Origin of the sequence: Bacillus timonensis, assembly GCF_000285535.1 — a bacterium.
Taxonomy (GTDB): domain Bacteria; phylum Bacillota; class Bacilli; order Bacillales; family Bacillaceae_L; genus Ferdinandcohnia; species Ferdinandcohnia timonensis.
Window position 1 is genome coordinate 585,627 of record NZ_HE610987.1, and the last position, 22,285, is coordinate 607,911.

21 protein-coding genes, 1 pseudogene and 1 riboswitch are annotated in these 22,285 nt (G+C 37.6%); of the genes and pseudogenes, 9 read left to right on the forward strand and 13 right to left on the reverse strand.

Annotated features, from left to right (window positions below):
* Positions 1 to 36: 36 nt before the first annotated feature.
* Entirely contained in the window at positions 37 to 1,326 is a 1,290-nt protein-coding gene (locus BTHG_RS17190; RefSeq protein ID WP_010677976.1) for an MFS transporter, read from the reverse strand.
* 191 nt (positions 1,327 to 1,517) lie between these two features.
* Here BTHG_RS17190 and BTHG_RS27120 point away from each other — a divergent pair, with 191 nt between their 5' ends.
* Positions 1,518 to 1,685: a hypothetical protein gene (locus tag BTHG_RS27120; RefSeq protein ID WP_010677977.1), complete on the forward strand. Its 168-nt coding sequence runs from the start codon at positions 1,518 to 1,520 to the stop codon at positions 1,683 to 1,685.
* Positions 1,686 to 1,729: 44 nt separating this feature from the next.
* On the opposite strand, the gene BTHG_RS17200 is transcribed toward BTHG_RS27120, so the two are convergent.
* Complete coding sequence (locus BTHG_RS17200) at positions 1,730 to 2,920, reverse strand: ornithine--oxo-acid transaminase (protein ID WP_010677978.1); 1,191 nt, start codon at positions 2,918 to 2,920, stop codon at positions 1,730 to 1,732.
* Positions 2,921 to 3,281: 361 nt separating this feature from the next.
* Here BTHG_RS17200 and BTHG_RS17205 point away from each other — a divergent pair, with 361 nt between their 5' ends.
* Both BTHG_RS17205 and BTHG_RS17210 read left to right on the forward strand, forming a co-directional pair.
* A complete protein-coding gene (locus tag BTHG_RS17205; protein ID WP_010677979.1) occupies positions 3,282 to 4,697 on the forward strand; it encodes a sigma-54 interaction domain-containing protein in 1,416 nt (471 codons plus the stop codon).
* 194 nt (positions 4,698 to 4,891) lie between these two features.
* Entirely contained in the window at positions 4,892 to 5,509 is a 618-nt protein-coding gene (locus BTHG_RS17210) for a hypothetical protein (protein ID WP_148361244.1), read from the forward strand.
* Positions 5,510 to 5,719: 210 nt separating this feature from the next.
* Here BTHG_RS17210 and BTHG_RS17215 read toward each other — a convergent pair whose 3' ends face one another.
* The 10 genes and pseudogenes from BTHG_RS17215 to cyoE form a co-directional block, all read right to left on the reverse strand.
* On the reverse strand, positions 5,720 to 6,862 hold the full coding sequence (locus tag BTHG_RS17215) for a trans-sulfuration enzyme family protein (RefSeq protein ID WP_010677981.1): 1,143 nt from the start codon (positions 6,860 to 6,862) through the stop codon (positions 5,720 to 5,722).
* A 131-nt stretch (positions 6,863 to 6,993) separates the two neighbouring features.
* Complete coding sequence (locus BTHG_RS17220) at positions 6,994 to 7,554, reverse strand: hypothetical protein (RefSeq protein WP_010677982.1); 561 nt, start codon at positions 7,552 to 7,554, stop codon at positions 6,994 to 6,996.
* Positions 7,555 to 7,557: 3 nt separating this feature from the next.
* Entirely contained in the window at positions 7,558 to 8,190 is a 633-nt protein-coding gene (locus BTHG_RS17225) for an SCO family protein (RefSeq protein WP_010677983.1), read from the reverse strand.
* 97 nt (positions 8,191 to 8,287) lie between these two features.
* A complete protein-coding gene (locus BTHG_RS17230; protein ID WP_010677984.1) occupies positions 8,288 to 9,979 on the reverse strand; it encodes a cbb3-type cytochrome c oxidase subunit I in 1,692 nt (563 codons plus the stop codon).
* Between the two features lie 14 nt (positions 9,980 to 9,993).
* A complete protein-coding gene (locus BTHG_RS17235) occupies positions 9,994 to 10,467 on the reverse strand; it encodes a cytochrome c oxidase subunit II (RefSeq protein WP_010677985.1) in 474 nt (157 codons plus the stop codon).
* Between the two features lie 11 nt (positions 10,468 to 10,478).
* Positions 10,479 to 10,628, reverse strand: coding sequence for a hypothetical protein (locus BTHG_RS26885; protein WP_157256229.1), 150 nt, complete (start codon positions 10,626 to 10,628; stop codon positions 10,479 to 10,481).
* A gap of 416 nt (positions 10,629 to 11,044) precedes the next feature.
* A pseudogene (locus tag BTHG_RS25240) lies at positions 11,045 to 11,649 on the reverse strand (SAM-dependent methyltransferase).
* A gap of 300 nt (positions 11,650 to 11,949) precedes the next feature.
* Positions 11,950 to 12,834, reverse strand: a complete 885-nt coding sequence (locus tag BTHG_RS17250) for an RNA polymerase sigma-70 factor (protein ID WP_010677987.1) — start codon at positions 12,832 to 12,834, stop codon at positions 11,950 to 11,952.
* 15 nt (positions 12,835 to 12,849) lie between these two features.
* Positions 12,850 to 14,100 (reverse strand): phytoene desaturase family protein, encoded by a 1,251-nt coding sequence (locus tag BTHG_RS17255; protein ID WP_010677988.1) that lies wholly within the window; start codon positions 14,098 to 14,100, stop codon positions 12,850 to 12,852.
* Between the two features lie 165 nt (positions 14,101 to 14,265).
* Positions 14,266 to 15,168 carry a heme o synthase gene (cyoE, locus tag BTHG_RS17260; protein WP_010677989.1) on the reverse strand — a complete coding sequence of 301 codons (903 nt, stop codon included), beginning with the start codon at positions 15,166 to 15,168 and terminating at the stop codon, positions 14,266 to 14,268.
* Positions 15,169 to 15,633: 465 nt separating this feature from the next.
* Between cyoE and BTHG_RS17265 the strand changes: the two genes are divergently transcribed.
* Both BTHG_RS17265 and BTHG_RS17270 read left to right on the forward strand, forming a co-directional pair.
* Positions 15,634 to 16,080, forward strand: coding sequence for a hypothetical protein (locus BTHG_RS17265; RefSeq protein WP_010677990.1), 447 nt, complete (start codon positions 15,634 to 15,636; stop codon positions 16,078 to 16,080).
* Positions 16,068 to 16,355 carry a YxcD family protein gene (locus BTHG_RS17270; protein WP_010677991.1) on the forward strand — a complete coding sequence of 96 codons (288 nt, stop codon included), beginning with the start codon at positions 16,068 to 16,070 and terminating at the stop codon, positions 16,353 to 16,355. Before BTHG_RS17265 ends, BTHG_RS17270 begins: the two co-directional genes overlap by 13 nt.
* A 52-nt stretch (positions 16,356 to 16,407) precedes the next feature.
* On the opposite strand, the gene BTHG_RS25245 is transcribed toward BTHG_RS17270, so the two are convergent.
* Positions 16,408 to 17,598 carry a sensor domain-containing diguanylate cyclase gene (locus BTHG_RS25245; RefSeq protein ID WP_010677992.1) on the reverse strand — a complete coding sequence of 397 codons (1,191 nt, stop codon included), beginning with the start codon at positions 17,596 to 17,598 and terminating at the stop codon, positions 16,408 to 16,410.
* 369 nt (positions 17,599 to 17,967) lie between these two features.
* Positions 17,968 to 18,029: riboswitch (cyclic di-GMP riboswitch) on the reverse strand.
* 409 nt (positions 18,030 to 18,438) lie between these two features.
* On the opposite strand from BTHG_RS25245, the gene BTHG_RS17280 reads away from it, so the two are divergent.
* The 4 genes from BTHG_RS17280 to BTHG_RS17295 are packed head-to-tail and all read left to right on the forward strand — an operon-like array spanning position 18,439 to position 22,222.
* Positions 18,439 to 19,548, forward strand: a complete 1,110-nt coding sequence (locus BTHG_RS17280; protein WP_010677993.1) for an ABC transporter ATP-binding protein — start codon at positions 18,439 to 18,441, stop codon at positions 19,546 to 19,548.
* Positions 19,538 to 20,356, forward strand: coding sequence for an ABC transporter permease (locus BTHG_RS17285; protein WP_010677994.1), 819 nt, complete (start codon positions 19,538 to 19,540; stop codon positions 20,354 to 20,356). Before BTHG_RS17280 ends, BTHG_RS17285 begins: the two co-directional genes overlap by 11 nt.
* Positions 20,346 to 21,149 carry an ABC transporter permease gene (locus BTHG_RS17290; RefSeq protein WP_010677995.1) on the forward strand — a complete coding sequence of 268 codons (804 nt, stop codon included), beginning with the start codon at positions 20,346 to 20,348 and terminating at the stop codon, positions 21,147 to 21,149. Before BTHG_RS17285 ends, BTHG_RS17290 begins: the two co-directional genes overlap by 11 nt.
* A complete protein-coding gene (locus tag BTHG_RS17295) occupies positions 21,146 to 22,222 on the forward strand; it encodes an ABC transporter substrate-binding protein (RefSeq protein WP_010677996.1) in 1,077 nt (358 codons plus the stop codon). Before BTHG_RS17290 ends, BTHG_RS17295 begins: the two co-directional genes overlap by 4 nt.
* The last annotated feature ends 63 nt before the right edge of the window (positions 22,223 to 22,285 follow it).

Consider the following 22,285-nt stretch of genomic DNA (forward strand, 5'->3'; position numbering starts at 1 on the left):
ATGAAAAGGAACCGCAATTAGCGATTCCCTTCTGGATCATGCAATCTCTTCGTTGTCCAGGTCCTCACTCTTACGGTCACGAATAGCAGCAACAGCAAGAAGTGATATGGCAGAGGTTAAAATAATATAGAGAGCAACAGGTACATAGGAGTAATTGAAAGCAGCGAGTAAGGCAGTTGCAACAAGTGGAGCCGTTCCTCCTGCCAACGCAGCTCCGATTTGATATCCTAATGTAATTCCTGTATACCGAACATTTGATTTAAATATTTCCGAAAACATCGTTCCAAGAACTGCTGTAATTGGCGCCCAGATGATACCGAGGCCTAATACAGTTGCGATAATTAATAACGCAACTGAACCTTGGTGTAACAGCCAAAAATAAGGGAATGCATACACCATCATTAAAATTGTTCCGCCGACATAGAGCCTTTTACGACCAATTTTATCTGACAAACCTCCCATGATTGGGATTAGAATCGTTGTAACAATGGTTGCAATCGTAACTGCATTTAAGGTTGCTGTACGAGAGAAACCAAGCTGTGTGGTCGCATAGAATACGATGAATGTACCAAAGATATAAAATGGTGCTGTTTCAACAACCTTTGCTCCAATTGAAATAAGAACCTCTTTCCAATGTGAGCGCATTGTTTCTAGAAAAGGAATTCGGGCAACCTCCCCTTTCTCTTGTACCTTTTTAAAAGAAGGTGTTTCCTCAATTCCTTTTCGAATCCATAAACCGAATATGACAAGTAATGCACTTAGAATGAATGGAACACGCCAGCCCCATGACATGAATGCAGCCTCTGGTAATAACGACATTAAAGATAAAGCTATTGTCCCAAGTAGTAACCCAACGGTAACACCCATTTGTGGAACACTTCCGAAGAATCCACGTTTTCCCTTTGGTGCATACTCAACCGCTAGTAAAAGGGCTCCACCCCATTCCCCTCCTAATCCAATCCCTTGAATGAGACGCAGTAAAATAAGTAAGATAGGTGCAATTACCCCAATTTGTTCATATGTAGGAAGGAATCCCATCAAGACCGTCGCCCCGCCCATGAGGGAAAGAGTTAAGACCAGTGTTTTCTTTCTTCCGATTTTATCACCAATATGACTGAAAATTACTCCACCAAGTGGCCGAATAAAAAACGACAGCGCGAAAGAAGCGTAAGCCAACATCAACCCAACTGTTGGATCTTCACTATGGAAAAATGCTGTATTAAAAACAAGTGCCGCAACTGTTCCATACAAAAAATAATCAAACCATTCAATTGAACTACCAACAAGGCTTGCAATGAGAACCTTCTTTTCAACCTTTGTTTGCACCGCATATCCCCCTTTAAAAAACATGAGTATTCCAATATTTGAACATATTCTACAAGGGGGACAGCTATTCACCTTTTACAATTATTAGGAGTTAAGTACTATTTACCTCGTTTTACCAAATAGAACGAAATACATACAAACCAACTGAATGTAAAAACTACTTACGAAAGAATTTGAAAGGAGATTTGAAAATGGGTCGTGGAAAAAGCTTTAACCATAAAGAAAAAGGTCATCCAGGCAACTTTCCAAAGAACAGCATAAGTAGTGAAAAAGAACATAGTCGACAATTTGAACAAATGGAAGGTATTGTCTCACATGAAGCTTTTAAAAACCGAGTAAAAGAAGATGAAATGCCTTAGGAGAACAAAAAAGGATCAAAACAAATAGTCTTGATCCTTTTTCTTTATCCTAATACCTTTTCAATTCGTTCCAATGCCCAATCTAGTTCCTCTTTCGTTACAGTTAAAGGTGGAGCAAACCGGATTACAGTGTCATGCGTCTCTTTACAAAGAAGTCCCGCCTGCTTTAATGACTCACAATATGGGCGAGCAGCCTCTGTTAGTTCAACCCCGATAAATAAACCACGACCCCGAACCTCTTTGATGTTTGGATTTTTTAAGTCTTTTAATTGATTTAAAAAATATTCACCAAGTTCCAGAGATTGTTTCGCCAGATTTTCGTCGATTAATACGTTTAGGGATGCAATCGATACAGCACAAGCCATTGGATTTCCACCAAATGTAGAACCATGAGAACCTGGATTAAACACACTTAATACATCTTTATTAGCAACTACACAAGATATTGGAAACACCCCACCACCTAAGGCTTTACCTAGTATATACATATCAGGAATGACTTCATCCCATTCACATGCAAACATCTTTCCTGTACGGCAAAGTCCGGCTTGAATTTCATCCGCAATAAATAAGACATTGTTTTGTTTACAAGTCTCGTAAGCTTGCTTTAAATAACCATCCGGTGGAATAATAATTCCTGCCTCACCTTGAATTGGTTCAACAAGAAATGCTGCTGTATTTTCAGTAATCGCATTTTTTAGTGCGCTGAGGTCGCCATAAGGAACAAGCTTAATCCCTGGCAGCATTGGACCAAATCCACGCTTATACTCTTCTTCAGATGATAACGACACCGCTGTCATCGTACGTCCGTGGAAGTTTCCATTACAAGCGATGATTTCAGCTTGATTTTCTTTTACACCTTTTACATCATAAGCCCATCTACGAGCCGCTTTAATAGCCGTTTCAACTGCTTCAGCTCCAGTATTCATTGGGAGTGCCATGTCTTTATTCGTAACTTTACAAATAAGTTCATACCAAGGACCAAGCTGGTCATTATGAAATGCTCGTGATGTTAAAGTAACACGATCTGCCTGTTCCTTTAAAGCTTGGATTATTTTTGGATGGCGGTGTCCTTGATTAACTGCTGAATAAGCACTTAACATATCCATATATTTATTGCCTTCTGGATCTTCCACCCATACACCTTCCGCACTCGAGATCACAATTGGTAGTGGCTGATAGTTATTTGCGCCATACCTCTCTGTTTGTTCAATGATTGTTTTTGTTTGGTTCATTCTATTTTTCCTCCTGTTTCCATTTGGAATTTACACTCTAAGAATTGCTTCCTATTACTATATTATGCAAGATTCATGCCAAACTCCTTGAAGAATATAATAATTTTGTGCCTTTCGTCTCCAAAGCTCATATCTATAAGGTTTTCTTGTTGTAAACAAGTAATTCAACTTTTTCTTATGTGAATTTATTGACAAATAAAAGGTTAATTCGAATCACAAAACGCAAAATTCCTTTGCTTTTCTGCAAAAAGAGACACCTTTAAATGCAAAAAATTCTTTCTACGTTATTATTAAATGCAAAAAATATTTGCTATGGATATGATTTCATTTAAAATAGTATATAAGAAAAGGTGGCGATGGCATGAAGCAGGTTGAGTTATTAAAAAACAAGGCGACTGAACAATTGGTTCATGAAGTTGACGTTGGCATACATGTTGTAGACCTAAATGGCACAACGATTATCTACAACAAAAAAATGGCTCAAATTGAGGGAATGAATCAACTTGACGTCCTAAATAAAAAACTTGTTGATGTATTTTCCTTTCACAAAAATGAAGATAGTACACTGCTGCAAGCCCTTAAAAACGGTGAACCTATAAAAAATGTAAAGCAAACCTATTTCAACAATCGAGGCCAAGAAATCACAACTATTAATCATACAATCCCTATTATGGATGGTCGAAAAAGAATTGGGGCAATGGAAATAGCTCGCGATGTCACTAAACTTGAGAAACTTCTTCGCGAAAATATGAATCGAAAGAATGATACATACTATACGTTTGATAGCATCATAGGAAAAAGTCCAGCTATTAGAGAAGTCATTGAGGCAAGCAAACGTGCTACACGGACAAATTCCTCTGTACTCATTATTGGAGATACCGGAACTGGAAAAGAGCTTTTTGCCCAAAGTATTCACAATGGAAGTGGCAGATCTTCTGCGTCCTTTATCTCTCAAAATTGTGCTGCTTTACCGGACAATTTAATCGAAGGTCTTCTTTTTGGTACAAAAAAAGGGGCATTTACCGGTGCGATTGATCGTCCAGGTTTATTTGAACAGGCAGAGGGCGGCACTCTGCTTTTAGATGAAATAAATTCATTGAATCCATCATTACAAGCAAAGCTCCTTCGAGTCATCCAAGAAAAAACAGTCCGACGAGTCGGTGACACAAAGGATAAAAAAATAGACGTTCGAATCCTTGCAACGATGAATGAAGACCCAATTGATGCCATTTCAGAAGGAAGACTTCGAAAGGACTTATATTACAGACTAAGTGTGGTGACCCTTTTTATTCCACCGTTAAGGAATCGAAAGGAAGACATCTACGAGCTTGCATACGCCTTTGTGCAAAAATATAACCATCTGTTCGGACTGAATGTAACGTTGATACATGACAATGTTTTACAGACCTTTATGCAATATGACTGGCCAGGAAATGTTCGAGAATTAGAGCATATTATTGAAGGAGCACTGAATGTTATTACCTATGAAAATGAGATTTCGTACAATCATCTCCCTATGCATTTTCGTAAAAAAATACATATTAAACCTGGAACCCAAAAAAACAACCCACAAGAAGTAACAGCATCAGAACTCCAGCCTCTAGACAAACACATGGAAGAAGCCGAAATCGACTACTTAAAACAAGCATTACAACAATTCAACTTCAATATAACAAAAACAGCCGAAGCACTCCGTATGAGTCGCCAAAACCTCCAGTATCGCCTTAAAAAATACGGAATTCGGAACCATAGGGACGGTTCTTCTGGTCCCAAGTAGTCTGAAAATTTCATATTTAAATTATCCACGATTCTACAAACAACTTCATATTCCCGCACTACTATACATTTATTGCTCGGGAAATGAGTAGAATGAAGTCGAATGATTAGATAACAAGCAGTTTAAAGAAGAGATCTTGTTGGTTCACATGTAAGTTGGTATTTTACTTAAGATTAGTTAAAGGATGGTGATTGTTGTTGAAACAATATGTGTGGTATGCAAGCTATGGATCTAACATAAACAGGGATCGATTTCTCTGTTATATAAAAGGTGGTAGACCAAAAGGGTCTACTGAAACTGAGCTTGGGTGCACAGATCCTTCATCTCCAATCGACGAGGGTGTGTTTACAATTCCTTACCAATTGTATTTCGCGAAGGAAGCTGGAAGATGGGGGTCAAAAGGTGTTGCTTTTATTAATGGAACGAAAAGTGAGACAGCAACGACCTATAGTAAGAAATACTTAATCACATCTGAACAATTTTTGGATGTTTTGCAACAGGAAAACAGTGGGATTCAGTTCGAAATTGATTTAAATAAGGTAAAAGAGTCCGGGTCACTGGTTTTCCGTGAAAAGGCTTGGTATGGAAAAATCCTATTCCTAGGCGATGATGGTGGCCATCCGATTTATACATTTACTGCACCATGGGATTTGGATGATGTCGCGATAAATAAACCTTCCCAGGAATATTTGCAAACAATCATTACAGGGCTAAAAGAATATTACCCTAAGGAAGAGATTCATCAGTATTTAAAAGACAAACCTGGTATTAAAGGAAAATATACAGCTGAAGAACTTTTTAGATTAATTTAGGAAAAAAAGAAGGAGCCCGCGCATCCTTCTATTACATTTCCTATTTTGATTCAATCAAATGTTTGTTTGAACTTTATCCTAACAGCCGCAACGGGCCTAGCGTTCATACAAGCGTTTGTTTGAATTCTTGCCCAACGGTTTCACATTTCAAACAAACGTTTGTTTAAAAAATGGAGTACCCATTTTTCTATGGATACTCCTTTTCATGATTTATTTTATAGACTTTTCAATTGCCTGCTCAAAGACAGAAATGATGTCCTCGTAATGTTCGATTCCGACAGAAATTCTAACTAACTCATTGGTAATCCCCAACGCTTCCTGTGCTTCAGGCGGCAATGCACGGTGTGACGTTTTTAGAGGATGCGATACAGTTGTTTCTACCCCAGCTAAAGTTGGAACAAGCTTTACCCATCCGATTGATTTAAAAAATTGGCCAACATCAACAGTTTTAGCAAGCTCCACAGACACCATTGCCCCAAACCCTGTTGCTTCTTCCTCAAATGGATAATACACTCTTGAAATGTTCGGGTTATTACGTAATGCTTCTGCAAGCTTTCGTGCATTTGAAGACTGTACTTGCATACGAACGGCTAACGTTTTTAATCCTCGAGTAGTTAGCCACGCTTCAAATGGACTTACGTTTGCACCGAGGTTAGCTACCTTCGCACGTGCTTTTGCAACTAAATCCTCTCTTCCGACAACAACTCCTGCAGTTACATCGCTATGTCCACCAATATATTTCGTTGCACTGTGAACCACTAACTCTACCCCAAGCTCATATGGGTTGCAATGATATGGAGTAGCAAATGTATTGTCCACCACTGTGATTAGTTTCTTTTGTTTAGCAAGTTCCACAATTGCAGGCAGATTTTCAACACGTAAATGTGGATTTGTAATCGATTCAGTGTAAAGAGCTTTTGTATTTGGTTGAATTGCTTTTTCTACTTGTTCAAGGTCTGCAAAAGAAACAAATGTTGTATCAACACCAAGTTGGTGTAATTCTTCGTATAACAAATGAAAGCTTCCTCCATACACATCCTCAGCTGCGACAATATGGTCTCCACTTTTCACAACAGCTAGAAGCCCCGCTAAAATAGCAGATAGTCCTGAAGATGTTGCAATACCTGCTGGTGCACCTTCAATTGCTGCAACCATTTGGCCAAGCTCATCTGGATTTGGATTTCCAGTACGAGAATATAGATAATTCCCTTCTCCTTGGTAATAAGCCTCTAAATCTTCAAGATTATCAAAAGTAAAAGCGGATGTTTGATAAATAGGTGTTACTTTACTTCGAATTGGTAGTTTGCTTTTTTCTACACTATGAATTAATTTTGTCTCAAATCGTTTTGCCAACTTATCCACCCTCTTAATTATGTATTGCTATTATTCTGAACCTTAATTTTTTAGATGTCAAATAGAATCTTGCAAATCGAAAAAGTATCAACATTAAAAAAGAAGCCACATCAGCAGCTTCTCTTCTCCATCTATTCCTTATAAATAGATTGATCCGTAAAATTATTATAAACGAGATAAATTACAATGCATATTGCAGTTGTTATAAATCCCCAGCCAAGAGTAATTTGATCAATTACGAGGTAGTTATTACATAATTGATTATTTATATTGATGTATAATACACCCATTCCTAAATACTTCACGGTAAAGAAGATGAATACAATGTTTTTTGCACGATCCGATAACTTCTTCCAGCTATCACGTAACGGAACACCTGCTAAGAAAGAAAGACTTAAAAATTTCCACACTTCCATGCTTGTGATGTTTAATGTCTCGTCCATTGTTTTCGGTATTGTCCAGTACACCATGATAACGATAAATAATAGAATTCCCGGTATTCCATCTTGATTCCACTTTTCAAAAAGACGCGGGAATTTTTGTTGAAATAGTTTTCCCATAAAAAAACCCGCAATTATGATTGATGGCATCTGCATATGCATATGAATGATCATAATGGACTCCAATAGATTGGCAACTGGGGGAAGTGCTAGCACAAATAATAGTCCTAGTCCAATCAAAAATTGTTTCATAGCTTATTCCCCCTTTTCATTGTCTAAGATGCGAATGACCTTGGTAGCCGCTTGATCAATTTCCCGATAATCCATGACATCAATCAACGAACCATTAGGATCTACTAAATAAAAAGCTGAGTTATGCGCAAAGTTCCCTCTTCCATCTGGAATAACAATTACACCAAATTCATCAAGAAGGGCTTTTAATTCTGTTTCATTTGAAATCCTAGCCATTCTCCACGTCTCGCCATCTGCTCCAAAGTAGGTACGATACTTCCTTAGGGTTGCTGGGTCATCCCTAGTTGGGTCAAAGCTTATACTTAAAAAGACAATATCTTTTCCAAAGTATTCTTGTGGAACTTGCTCGTAAACCTGTGCCATATTCATTTCCAACTTGGGACAAACAGTCGTGCAAGAGGTGTATAGGAAAGTGATAAATACGTATTTATCATGAAATTCAGAAATAGGATATGTTCGTCCCTCGCTATCTTCGAATGTTACATCTGGAAATGCTGGCTTATCCTCTATTAGTTGGTTTACTCTTGCTGTTTCTGCAGTAAATGCTCGAAAACCATCTGTTCCCGTATAGAACAATGCACATCCAAATAGTAAAATTAACAAGCAAGCGAATGTCGTTCGATTCTTTTTGATCACGAAGATCACATCCTATTTCTATTTTTTGTCGTCTAATAGTAGAAAGAGATAGCAGCTTATTTCGCTATCTCTTCTCTATTAAAGTCCTACCTCTGGATTACCATGTTTTAAATGGAGGTGATCCTGGAGGTGCGTTTACAATCATATCAGTTAATGGTAATACATATGCCATTGCAATTACTAGAACCATAAGCACGACCCATAGTCCCCAACGCTCTGTCCATAATGGCGTTTTTGAAGCATTTTCTTCTACTTCTGCGACAGGGAATTCTGTTAAGCCTTTAGGTGCAAAGAACATCATGTTAAATACAGCATATACTTGGATGATTACCGCGATTAATAATAATGTTGCGCCGATACCGACTACCATCATAAATGGTTCCCATCCTGCAGCTTGTGCACTACCAAAGTAGTCTGAGAAAGATGTTCTACGTGGTGAACCAAGTAGTCCTACCGTGTGCATTGAACCGGACATTAGAACCATACCAATTGTCCAAATGATGGTTTGAACAACACCCAATTTATTCATTCCTTTTGTTAAGACACGACCTGAAATATGCGGCACTAACCAGTAACTAATTCCGAAGAATGTCATTACGACTGACATACCTAGTGTTAAGTGAAAGTGACCTACAATCCACATTGTGTTGTGAACGACTTGGTCAAGCTGGTTTGTGCTCTGTGCAATACCACCTGCTCCTGCTGGGATAAAGGCAGCCATTGCGATAAATGGTGCTAGGAAACGTACATCTCCCCAAGGTAGCTTTTTAAACCAACCGAACGCACCTTTTCCACCTTTCTTTCTTCCTGTACGTTCAAATACTGCGAACATTGCCCATGCTGTCATTAAAGATGGGAAACCAATTGCTAAACTCATAAATACATGAAGGAATTTAACTGCTGGCAGAATACCTGGGTCAATAATTTGGTGGTGGAATCCACCTGTAATGTTCATGATAACTAACGCAATGACCACTACACGAGTTAATAAATCACTCCAACGTTTTCCACCGATAATTTTCGGTATAATAACATACCATGCAGATACCGCTGTTAAATACCAGATATTAACTGCTGTATGTCCGAACGCCCAGAATAGTGTACGAGAAACTAATACATTTATAGTATCTACCCAGCCAAGTGTCCATGGTAGAATCAAGAATAATACTTCAACTGCGACAAATGCAGTTGCTCCTACTAATAAAATGAATACTCCTGTAGCAAAGAATGAAAGAATTGGAAGATGTTGACCTTTATGATTCTTTCTCCAGTTTGCTACTTGCATAAACGCCCCAGCCGCTAGAATCCAAATACCTACCACAACGAGTGCTAACCCGATATAGAACACTGGGTGTGCAGCCATTGGTGGATAGAACGTGTACATAACAGATGCTTTGTTCATTAAGACTGGAATTACAACGAGTACGATACCCACAATCTTCGTCCAGAAACCAATCCACGCCATTTTTCTTACCTTAGGCAGTAAACCACCTAAATCATGTGAAAGACCAGCGTAGAAATAACCGATTGTAATGAATGCTGAAAATACAACTACTAAAAGTAGACCGTGTGCGGTTAATACTTGATAATAGTTTAACCAGCTTGGTAGTTCTAAAAGACCTGCACGGTTTAATCCCTGAAATAACCCAAAAAGTCCACCTAATAATAATGCGATAAATGCTACTGATAAATAGGATTTCGAGATTTTTGCATCTTGAGGATTTACCCCTAACACCTTGTTTGTTTTTTCTTTTAAGGTCAAATCTGAATTATTTAATATTGTTGCCAATGGTCTCCCCTCCTTTATTTCACCGTAATTGTTGTAGCCATTAATTGGTGACCAGCACCACAATATTCGTTACATAGAACTAAATAATCTCCAGGTTCATCAAAGGTTTGAGTGATTTTTTGAATATGTCCTGGCATTACCATTGCATTTAAGTTTGTACCTGCAACTTCGAAACCGTGGACGACGTCTTTAGATGTCATGATAAAATGAACCTTTGAACCAGCAGGTATTTCAATCTTTCCTGGATTAAAACTGAAAATTTCTAACGTCATCACAACTTCATATTCGTTTTCACCAACTTGATATACACCTGGTTTGTCAAATGGAGCTGTTTCGTCAACCTTTTGGGGATCGATTGTATCCATATGACTTGGTGGTCCCATCTCTAATGCGAACGTTTGGTAGCCTGTTACAAGCATGAAAGCCATGATCATACCGAAGCTTATTGTAAGCCATATTTTTTCATCAAGATGCATTTTTTGTTTCATCGTTTTCCCTCCTAAAATCTAGCCATGAATAGGCCGAATAGTACTATATACGTAAATAGAATGACTGCTCCAACAACACCGACTGAAATCCAAGTTCCAACTAACCGACCTTGGTATTCCCCGTCTGAATTTTTGTTTCGGTTTACTTTTGAAGCTCCCATCCAACTCAACCTCCTTATGTTCTTCTTACTTACATCATAATTAGGAACGATTCTCAATGTTGTGAACTGAATCACACATAAAGTGTAATTTTTGATACACCCATAAAAAATGGACGAGAAAACTGGATTTTCCCCGTCCATAAATCCTTTAAAAATCCCACTAAATCGCATCATTCCAACATTTCATTCACATCTCAACCTCTATACTTTCCTCTAAAATTGAAAAATGACAAATTGGTGAACATACTTTTAAAAGCGCTAAGCGCGTTGCCTTAGTCGATAAGTATAAGATTAGCGCTGACAGCAGGTGATTTTTGGCTTCTGAAGCAATTGAATTAGACTTAATAGCTGATGACACCTGAAGCTAGACTTCAATTTCCACATAAAAAAGACAGCCTCAGTCCATTGGAGGCTGCCTATTCTAATTGATAAACTAAAAATCTCTCATATGTGTTTTTCTCAAACAATCCTGGGATTATAATTTCCTTTTTTAATTGAAACGGAGTATTGTTTTCTAAAAAATAGGTGTAATCTGTCGATCCATAATATAGAATAATCTCCATCTCTCGGTGATTCTGTTTGTAAGAGCGAAGTATATTAGAAATCGTATGTTTAAAAACCTGGATTGAAAAAGGGTTAAAAAATAAAAACGATTATCGTTCGAATTGATTTCATAGTCCTGTGCGGCACAATGATGAATTTCAACTTCTTCCTCGCGGGCATTTGACCTTTTTACGTAACGGTCGCGGTTTTCCATCGCTTCATGGTAAAGTGATTTATCAATCTCGACACCAATAACAGTTGCTTTAAAAAAATGATGAATATAAAAGAGCAGTCGACCTTTACCGCTACCAAAATCCACTACCCGATCTGTTTCTTTCAATTGGTACTGCTTAAAAAGTGCATTTAGACCTTCATATGGTGTTGGTTCATAACGGTAATAATGGATGGACGAACTAAAACCTTTTTGTCCTCCGCCCGTTTTTACATGTAATAGTGCATCGTAATACTTGTCTTCCATAGATTGTCTCCTTGTAACATGTATGCATAGCGGTTTTTGCAAACTTTTTTATTATTGATAAATTGATTTCAGCTGCTGGTGAACGCTTTCCGCGGGCGTGGCTTGAGCCCTCCTCGTCGCTTAGCGCTCATGCGGGGTCTCAAGTCTCACGCTTTTCCCGCAGGACACTGAATAGCTTCCTTGAAATAACCCACGCATGAAGAAAATGCGTATGCATTTTCGAGGAGTCGCCACCTTCCGCTGCAATCAATAGGTTTTTTTATCCCTTAGCAACAACCTTTTAGAAAAGAGCCTTGCCAGTTAAAATTGGACACCTTTTAAGGCATATGTGAGCTTCTCAGGATTTCGAATTAAGAAGAGTTGTTTGATTTGATTTTTTTCTATTTCAAAGCATACCACATTTTCTGGTTTATGATTTCTTTTTATCAATATCCCGCTCTGTCCATTTACTGTAACTAATTCAATTTCCAAATTATCATCCTGCCCAAATTTTCGAATGAGTCCAAAGATAAATTTTGCAACTCGATCTTTCGTTTTTATTGGAACTATTGCAGCCTTCACCCTACCTCCACCATCTGAATAAAGGGAAACATCATTTGCGAGCATGCTCAGCAGACTTTCAATATTCCCTGTTGTTGCGGCAAGCAGAAAAGAATGTACTAAATGCTGCAATTCCTCCTGATTCACCTGCAAATTGTTTATATCCTCTTTATAATCTACCTTTTTCCTTGCTCTACTTAAGATTTTCCTACAATTCGTTACATCTTTATCCATAATAGTGGATATTTCATCGTATCCATATCCAAATGCTTCTCTTAAAACAAATACCGCTCGTTCAACAGGGCTAAGTTGTTCCATCAAGGAAAGGAGAGCATATGAAAGATTGTCTTTCATTAAGACCACCTGTATCGGATCAACATCATGGATAATTAATGGTTCTGGGAGCCACGGCCCAATGTACACCTCTCTTTGCTTACGTGCAGATTTCAAATAATCAATTGAGCGGTTAGTCACCATTTTACAGAGATAGGCTTTTAGATTTTCAATTTGGTCCCTATCCTTCTTCTCAAAGTCGATCAAAACATCGTGGATTATATCCTCAGCTTCTGTAATCGTACCCGTCATACGATAAGCAATTGAAAACAACAGAGGCTTATATTCAAGGTAAAACTGTTTATCCAACATGTTAACGCACCTCCTTTAGTGCAGGGTTTCAAGGATTAATTGAGCTGCGTTTCTAGCGCTTTGAAACGAAGCCTCTACAAGCATTTCATCTCCTACCCAGTCCCCTGCAATATAAACTCCGGGTAAATGTTTGACTAGAGGGGACGGTCTTTCGTTTTGGTTAGCCAAAACTAAACTATTTGAAACTGTCATTCTAGGAAGATATCTTTTATAGACGACAAATTTCTTCCAGCCTGGTTGGATTTTTTCAATAAAACCCTCTAATTCTCTTTCTGTATCGTCCTTAGCGTTTATATATTTCATTACATGAATAACCTGATAATTTTTGTCGCTTAATTTTGCTATGTTGGAATGATTTGAAAAATAAAAAGGCTCCTCCAATCCCAATGCAAAATGAATTTCAGGATTAGGTAATCTTGATAAAATAAGGTCCAAACATGCTACACGTACCGGAATATACTCTTTGATATCCATTTCTGGATTGTTTTCAAGCATTGAAAACATTTTTGCTGTTTCATGTGGACTTGACGTTGATAGTACAGTTCGAGAATGAAATTCTTCTTTATTTGTATGCACTGTTACCTGTGGATACGAACCATTGACACTTTTTACATTCTGCCCTGTTCGATATTGGACTCCTAAACCAGTAGCCACATTTATCAAAGAATCTATCATACTTTGCCATCCATTATTTAGGTAAATCGCATTTCCTAACTGAAGCTGTTTTAACGCTGCACCCGCACTTAGCAAATCGGGTTCGTTCGAATATGTCGACAGACGGGATATCATTAAAATGAGATGCCTCACCACTTCATCTTTTATCTTATGCTGCAACCACTGCTGTAATGGTATTTGATGAATCTTATTTGTATCTATTTTCTTATACGTACTAAAAAATGTGAACAGTTCTTTTTTGGCTTTCCAATTTAATAAGGGGCTTGTTATAAGACTTATTGGTGTTGCCGGAATATCATAGAGTTCATTTTTATAAACTATCTTTCCTTTCGTCGGCACAATTCCTCCGTCAATTTCAATTCCTAATTCACGTAATATTTCAAGCGATTTTCCATTCGAATAAAGTGCATGTGGCCCAAGGTTCAAGTAGGAATCCATTTTCTTCGTTGTTCGACCTCTCCCACCTAGTGTTTTTGATTTTTCTAAAATAAGCACAGATTTTCCAGAACGCGCCAAATATATTGATGTAGTTAAACCGGCTATCCCACCACCGATAATGATACAATCCCATTTCTTTTCTTCTGATTGCAAAATACCCACTCCTACTGTTCGATTTACAAACAAGACGACTAAACGTCAGAGTTTGTGACAGTAAGGTTGAATTTTTACAGAAAAGTTTATTGGAATGAAGATTTACGTTTTATTGCACAAAAAAACCCCGCTACTTCAAAAAAAGTAGCGAGGTCCAATATATTCTTATCCAATATATTTTGGCAATGTGACAATGACCATTAATAGGAAGATAATCAAAATATAATTCACCGAATAAAGGAAATTCCAACGAGCCCATTTCATATCGTCCTTGACCGAAAATCCTTTAATACTCAAGATAATCCAGCCCACATTAAGCAATGTTGCAAGCACAACAAAGACCGTGCCTAAGTCTCCTAAAAAGAATGGCAACGGAAGTAAACAGATGACCCAGAACAGAAAATGCTTCTTCGTTTCCTCAAAACCTCGTACAACAGGCAACATTGCCACGTCCGCAGCTTTATACTCATCATACTTTCTCATTGCAATTGCATACGTATGAGGCATTTGAAAGACAAATAATATAAAAAAGAGCACAATTGGCACCGTATGATGGATAGGAGCTACCGCTGCCCATCCCATTAAAGGAGAAACGGCGCCTGATACACTCCCAATCACTGTATTAATTGTAAATCTACGTTTTGACCACATCGTGTACAACACAACATACGTAAACCAGCCCACAAATGTAAAAAAGACAGCTTCGTATGATGTGAAAAACAGCAAAAAGAACCCCAACGCAGTACAAATAATTCCTAATACTAGAACAAATTCTAATGAAAAATGTCCTGTAACAGTCGGTCTTTTTTTCGTCCGATCCATTACTGTATCTATGTCAACGTCGTACCAATTATTAATAATTAGAGCCCCCGCCATAACGAGTGTACTCCCAATCATTGTGTATAGAAACAATCCCAAATGTTCCTGAAAAGATCCACCCGTAAAGTAAATGGCTAACCAAAATCCTGAAAAAACGGGTAAAACATTTGCTAGTAATACCCCTGCTTTAAAAAGAGATCTAAGATCAGCTATGAGGGATGTTTTTTGTGGATATACTTCTGTTTTCATTCTTATCCTCTCTCCCGCCTTCTATTAAATCAAATACGCCTTGGCGTATTTGCGCCCAGATTTATTCGAGCTTTCTCGAAACATTCCCTTTGAAAATCTGTGGCATCCGCCGGAGGCATTAACTTTATTCAGCCAGGGATTACACAACGTTAAATTGTATTCCCTTTTTAATAAATCCTACTACTTTTGGAAACAGTTGCTAATGCTGAATGAAGTTAGATTTGCTTCAAATATACTATACCATTTTTATCGCTCTTAGGATAAGAAAACCACTTTTTACCTACACCTATAGTAGAATTACTAGTCATTATTTACCAATAGCAATTTTAAAAAAACTCGAAACCATTTCTCGTTTTCATCGTATATAAGATAGAAAGAGTAGGAAGGTGATTTACAAGAGAATTTCATGGTATTAGGGTATAATGGTAAAAATATAAATACTAACTTATGGAGGTATACATTTTTATGAAGAAAATTTTATCAGCATTCGTTGCACTTACGTTAATCCTGTCACCACTTGGGAATTTTGTTTTCCAAGACAATTCAACAACGGTCGAGGCTAAAGGCTATAAGTCAGGTAAAAGAGGATTTAATAATAATATCGGAAACACCAATAAATCAAACTTCCAGCAACAAAAGAAAAAGGAAGATACCAATGTTACAAACAAATCTACCACTCCAACCAACCCTAGAGGCGGATTCATGTCTGGTGGTCTTATGAGAGGTCTTATGCTTGGTGGACTTGCAGGATTCTTATTCGGCGGTCTTTTAGGTGGAATGGGTATGCTTGGTTCGTTTTTAGGATTAATGATTAACGTACTTGCGATTTATGTTCTTATCGTCATCATTCGAAAAATCTTCGTGATGTTTAGAGACAAAAAGAAAAATGAGGCAGATCCATGGAGACGCTAACCCTCTCTGAACAAGAAATAATCAATGCCGTTTGTGTCTATGTCGGTTTAAAAAAGCAAGTTAAGCCTGAAGAAGTTGAAGTGGAACTCATGTATGACGATGACTACGGTTTTTCGGCAGAGGCGTATGTAAACGATAGAAAACAGGTTTTAATTATGGCGAACTTAATTGAGGCGATTCGTTTATGGCTTGGAGAATTTCTTAACAGAGACCCATATGCCGGAATTAAGCTTGTGTTAGACGACGAAGAAGGCATTATTGCCCATATTAACTAAGAAAATCTCATGAAACTTCAAGCAAAAAGCTCATCACTATGATGAGCTTTTTTTAGTTCGACACAATAAGTCGATTTTTCCCACTTTCTTTTGCAGCATAAAGCGCTTGGTCTGCTGCCTTTTTTATTAAATCTACCGTTGTTCCATTGTGTGGATATACGCCAACACCCGTACTGATGGAGACAATAATTTTTTCATCATCCATAATAAGCGGATGTTCCTTGTAATAATCCTTTAATGTAGAGTAAATTTCTTTTGCGTTTGTATCGATATGGGATTTAATGAGAATCATAAACTCATCACCTGCATAACGGTAGCCCTCAATCCAGTCATTACATACTGACTTCATTCCGTTCGCAAGTATCTTTAAATATAAATCTCCAGCGTCATGTCCAAAACGGTCATTGACCTGTTTTAAATCATCCGAATCAATCATCATTACGGTAATTTCGCCGTCATCATTTCTGATTAATTGTCCTAAATCTTCATGAAATGCACGATGATTTTTTAATCCGGTTAATTCATCGGTACGAGACATTGTGTAAATTTTCTCATATAAACGTGCCGTTTCAATAGAGTTAATAACCTGTGCACCAATCATTTGTAAAAGATCTTCATGCTCTTTCCGATAAGCGAAGTCCTTAAAACTTTGAGTTGAGATGACTCCTTTTACCTGGTCATCAATGACAACTGGTACGAAAAGACAAGAGCTCGTATCTTCGTCCCCTTCCCCCATTTTCGTATCATATTCAATGTTTTGGTTTTGATGCTTGAGGTGAACGATTTCTCGTGTTTTAATAACCTTTGATGTGTAATTTTCGCCAAATTCAACGATGCTAGGAGGAGCTGGCTCACCGTTATCCATTATAAAAACGAAATGAATATGTTCATCACCTGGATTATGCAAAGCTATATAAAATGCATCTGCAGGCATAACACGTGATACCATCTCATAGGACTTTTGAAGAAGAACGCTTTCATTTAGTGTTTTACTACAAATTTGAGCAAATTCATGAAGGATGCGGTAATGTTTGTTCATCCAATGGATGTTTTCCATTTGTTCGTTTATTTGTTGGAGCTGATTTAAAAGCGTATTGGTAATCTCTTGTTCTTCTTTTTCCTGACTGGCACTATTAAAAAAGTCACGAATCTCATCAGAAATCAGAACTTTTTCAGACCCAACCTTTTCAATTAGTTCGCTTAGTTTTTTGAGTACATTCAGATTCTGGATGGTGTTCTCCATATGTAATCACTTCCAAAGTTTTTTAGAGGATGTTCAAAAAGTCGGTTGAAAGTTTCATCTTCCTTTTGATCAAACTCCCTTATCCAAGAAATCTAGTAATATAGTAGCAACATATTGATAAATAGGTATTAAAAAAAGACTAATCAAATACCGATTAGTCTACGTTTCTTTCGATACGAGCTTATACTCGGCAACTGGCTGGCATGTCCTTAAAGGATGTTCAAAAAAGTCCGGTGAAAATGACACATCGAATGCCTTCGTTGGCTTGCTTTTTGTGTTCCTCACGTATTAAATACATACGTTCCGGTACTCAAAGCTGTGCCGCCTCGAACTTCTTGGTCCTTTTCATCCTCCTATTTAAACATGATCTATTGGACTTAGCCCCTATAGTTTTGCGTCTTCATTTTTCAATGAATTTGCCTGTACATTATTCAATTTGCTAGGTAAAAAGAAAATTTTAAATTGTATTATAATTATATTTCTATTTTCCCTTTTGGTCAATTAAATTGACCATAACTTTTTCTAAAAATGTGATTTTCTTCCTAATCCAATTATCCTATACGCTTTTTCAGCTTATTTATTTAAATAGTCTCCCAATCATTTTGGCTTGACAAATATGATTGTTATTGAATTTTTTGCCGTTTCGTGTATAATTATGCCGGATTGATAAGAAATGCGGAAGGCCCTACTTATCGGTGACAAGCATAAGACAAGCGCTGACAGTGGGTGTATTTTACCTTCCGAAGTGATTGACTTATGACCCGAGCCGATGGTGCCTGAAGCTAGACATCGAAAATTAGGTCGAAAATTTATATATTAATAGAAAGAAGGGGGTTGCTAATGAACAGTATACCTATTATCCAATTTAAAAATGTTACAAAGCAGTATGACAATGACCCAGCTGTCCTTGACAATGTAAGCTTTGAAATTGAAAGAGGAAAGTTTTATACCCTTCTCGGTCCGTCCGGTTGTGGAAAAACAACAATTTTGCGTTTGATTGCTGGATTTATTGAACCATCTAGTGGAGAGGTTTATTTTAATGGAAAGAAAGTTAACACAACACCTGCCAATAAACGCCAAGTAAATACAGTATTTCAAGATTATGCCTTGTTTCCACATCTTAATGTATATGAAAATGTTGCATTTGGTTTACGTATAAAAAAATGGAAGCAAGCTGAAATAGATAAAAAGGTGAAGGAAGCATTAAGCTTCGTCAATCTTACTGGCTATGAAAATCGTGAAATTAAAGAAATGTCGGGTGGTCAAAGGCAACGTGTTGCGATTGCACGCGCAATTGTGAACGAACCAGAGATTATTTTGTTAGACGAGCCTTTATCTGCACTTGATTTGAAGCTTCGTACTGAAATGCAATATGAGCTTCGCGATCTTCAGAAGCGTCTTGGAATTACCTTTATCTTTGTTACACATGACCAAGAAGAAGCTCTTGCCATGTCTGATGAAATTTTTGTAATTAATAAGGGGAAAATTCAACAAAGTGGTACCCCTATCGATATTTATGATGAGCCAATCAATCGCTTTGTCGCAGATTTTATCGGTGAATCAAATATCGTAAAAGGAAAAATGCATCGAGACTTTTTAGTTGAATTTGTCGGCAAGACCTTTGACTGTGTGGACCAAGGTTTTTCCGAAAATGAACCAGTCGAAATTGTCATCCGTCCAGAGGATTTAGAAATAACCACTGTTGAAAAAGGAAAACTGCAGGTGGCTGTAGATTCCCAGCTATTTCGGGGAGTTCACTATGAAATCTGCGGTTTTGACAAGGATGGAAATGAGTGGCTTGTGCATTCAACGAAAAAAGCAAAAGTCGGCGATGAAATCGGGCTATACTTTGATCCAGAGGCGATTCATGTTATGCGTCTTGGTGAAACAGAAGAAGAATATGATCGTCGCTTAGAAGCATATGTGGACGGGGAAAGCCATGAAAAATAAGCTTACCCGTAATATATATTTTATCCCTTACGCTCTATGGATTCTTGTTTTTGTTATTGCACCGATTACACTTGTCCTCTATTATTCATTTTTTGATATAGAGGGAAACCTATCTTTCATAAACTATAAAACATTTTTCACACCCATTTACCTTAAAATGACGTTAAGTTCATTTTGGTATGCCTTTTTAATAACAGCAGTATCATTGTTGGTTGCATACCCTACAGCTTACTTACTAACAAGAACGAAGCATAAGCATCTTTGGTTACTGTTAATCATTGCTCCTTCTTGGATTAATCTACTTTTAAAAGCATATGCATTTATTGGTATTTTTGGAGCTCATGGGACTGCCAACGCGATTCTTGAAGTGCTTGGTATCGGTTCTAAACAGCTATTATTTACAGACTTTAGTTTTGTATTTGTATCTGTATATATCTTTATTCCATTTATGATTTTACCAATCTTTAATTCATTAAATGAGTTAAATCCAAGTTTACTTGATGCTGCCAGAGACCTTGGAGCCTCAAAATGGACTACGTTTCGTCGCGTGATTTTTCCATTAACAATTCAAGGGGTAAAGTCAGGCTGTCAGGTTGTATTCATCCCTGCCCTATCATTGTTCATGCTCACACGATTAATTGCAGGAAACAAAGTGATTACACTTGGTACAGCTATTGAGCAACAGTTTCTAGTTACACAAGATTGGGGAATGGGTTCAACGATTGCCGTCTTCCTCATTATTTTCATGGTTTTAATCATGGTCGCAACTGGAAATCGCAAGAAACGAGGTGCTAAAAATGAGAGATAAACTTACCATTTCATCAAAAGTGTATCTATTTATTATTTTCTTCATTTTATATGCACCGATTTTTTATCTCGTGTTCTATTCGTTTAATAGTAGCGGTACGATGAGCAATTTCGAAGATTTTACCTTGGACTGGTATAAAGAGCTATTCGGGGAAACTCGTCTTCTAATCATTGTATTAAATACATTCGTCATTGCATTGCTCTCAGCCCTTTTTTCAACAATTATTGGGGTACTTGGAGCAATCGGGATTCATTCTTTCAAACAGAGACAAACCCAAAATACCTTGCTATCATTAAATAACGTTCTGATTGTTAGTCCAGACGTTATCATTGGTGCGTCTTTCTTAATTCTATTAACAATGGCTGGAATCAAATTAGGCTTTTATTCTGTGTTGCTTTCACATATTGCTTTTTGTATTCCTATCGTCGTACTGATGGTACTACCAAAATTAAAAGAAATGAGCCCAACATTAATCGATGCTGCAAAAGACCTTGGAGCGAACCAGTGGCAGGTCTTTACAAAGGTTATTATCCCTTATATTACACCTGGGATTTTCGCAGGGTTTTTCATGGCTCTAACGTATTCCTTTGATGATTTCGCTGTTACATTTTTCGTAACAGGAAATGGGTTCTCAACACTTTCTGTTGAAATCTATTCCCTAGCACGACGTGGTATCTCATTAAATATCAATGCATTATCGACTCTCTTATTTATCTTTACAATGCTCCTTGTTATCGGCTATTACTTTATCGCACAACGGGGTAGCACACGTGGATTGGGGGTTCGAAAATGACGAAACTAATGCGAGCTTTCTTTGCAATTGTTCTCGTTTCTGGCGGTCTTCTCTATCTTATCCACCATTTAAATTCGTCTCAGGGTCTTGCAAGTGGAAACACCTTGACGATTTATAACTGGGGAGATTATATTGATGAAGAATTAATTGACCGCTTTGAGCAGGAAACTGGAATCAAAGTCATCTATGAGACATTTGACTCCAACGAAGCGATGATGACAAAAATTGAACAAGGTGGAACGTCTTACGATATCGCCGTCCCATCTGAATATATGATTGATAAAATGCGCCAGGAGGATCTTCTCATCCCTCTTGACCATTCTAAGCTTCCGAATTTAAAAAACATCGATGAACGTTTCATGGATCTACCCTTTGATCCAGGTAATCAGTATTCTGTTCCCTATTTTTGGGGGACTGTTGGAATCGTGTATAATCCAACAATGCTTGATGGAAAAGAATTTACAAGCTGGAACGACCTTTGGGATCCTTCCTTAAAAAATGAAATCATCTTTGTTGATGGTGCCAGAGAAATCATGGGAATGGGCCTTAATTCCCTAGGGTACTCATTGAATGATACAAATCTTGACCACTTAATGGAAGCAAAAGATAAACTAATCAAGCTCACTCCTAATGTAAAAGCCATCGTCGGCGACGAAGGAAAAGTCCTTATTCAAAACCGAGAAGCTGCAATTGGGATTGTATGGTCTGGTGACGCTGCTGATATCATGTGGGAAAACGAAGATTTAAACTATGTGGTACCAAGTGAAGGTTCTAACCTTTGGTTTGATAATATGGTCATTCCGAAGACCGCGAAAAATATTGATGGGGCGCATCAGTTCATTAATTTTATGTTGGATGCGGAAATCGCAGCGCAAAATACCGAATATGTTAGCTACTCCACTCCAAACAAAGAGGCACTTCAATATATGCCTGAAGATATGGTAACAGATGAACGTTTTTATCCATCACCTGAGCTAACCGAGAAACTCGAGGTCTATGAAAACCTTGGGAAAAAAAATCTCGCTATCTACAACCAGCTTTTCCTAGAATTTAAAATGGCGCAAAATAAATAAGCTTTTATGAAACTCCTTATGTCATTAAAGACATAAGGAGTTTTTATTAGGTAGCTTATTTCA

Excerpts from the sequence above, each read along its gene's own strand:
- BTHG_RS27120 (WP_010677977.1), top strand. The coding sequence starts at position 1,518 with ATGGGTCGTGGAAAAAGCTTTAACCATAAAGAAAAAGGTCATCCAGGC.
- BTHG_RS17200 (WP_010677978.1), bottom strand. The coding sequence starts at position 2,920 with ATGAACCAAACAAAAACAATCATTGAACAAACAGAGAGGTATGGCGCA.
- BTHG_RS17205 (WP_010677979.1), top strand. The coding sequence starts at position 3,282 with ATGAAGCAGGTTGAGTTATTAAAAAACAAGGCGACTGAACAATTGGTT.
- BTHG_RS17220 (WP_010677982.1), bottom strand. The coding sequence starts at position 7,554 with ATGAAACAATTTTTGATTGGACTAGGACTATTATTTGTGCTAGCACTT.
- BTHG_RS17235 (WP_010677985.1), bottom strand. The coding sequence starts at position 10,467 with ATGAAACAAAAAATGCATCTTGATGAAAAAATATGGCTTACAATAAGC.
- BTHG_RS26885 (WP_157256229.1), bottom strand. The coding sequence starts at position 10,628 with ATGGGAGCTTCAAAAGTAAACCGAAACAAAAATTCAGACGGGGAATAC.
- BTHG_RS17250 (WP_010677987.1), bottom strand. The coding sequence starts at position 12,834 with ATGTTGGATAAACAGTTTTACCTTGAATATAAGCCTCTGTTGTTTTCA.
- cyoE (WP_010677989.1), bottom strand. The coding sequence starts at position 15,168 with ATGAAAACAGAAGTATATCCACAAAAAACATCCCTCATAGCTGATCTT.
- BTHG_RS17265 (WP_010677990.1), top strand. The coding sequence starts at position 15,634 with ATGAAGAAAATTTTATCAGCATTCGTTGCACTTACGTTAATCCTGTCA.
- BTHG_RS17270 (WP_010677991.1), top strand. The coding sequence starts at position 16,068 with ATGGAGACGCTAACCCTCTCTGAACAAGAAATAATCAATGCCGTTTGT.
- BTHG_RS25245 (WP_010677992.1), bottom strand. The coding sequence starts at position 17,598 with ATGGAGAACACCATCCAGAATCTGAATGTACTCAAAAAACTAAGCGAA.
- BTHG_RS17280 (WP_010677993.1), top strand. The coding sequence starts at position 18,439 with ATGAACAGTATACCTATTATCCAATTTAAAAATGTTACAAAGCAGTAT.
- BTHG_RS17285 (WP_010677994.1), top strand. The coding sequence starts at position 19,538 with ATGAAAAATAAGCTTACCCGTAATATATATTTTATCCCTTACGCTCTA.
- BTHG_RS17290 (WP_010677995.1), top strand. The coding sequence starts at position 20,346 with ATGAGAGATAAACTTACCATTTCATCAAAAGTGTATCTATTTATTATT.
- BTHG_RS17295 (WP_010677996.1), top strand. The coding sequence starts at position 21,146 with ATGACGAAACTAATGCGAGCTTTCTTTGCAATTGTTCTCGTTTCTGGC.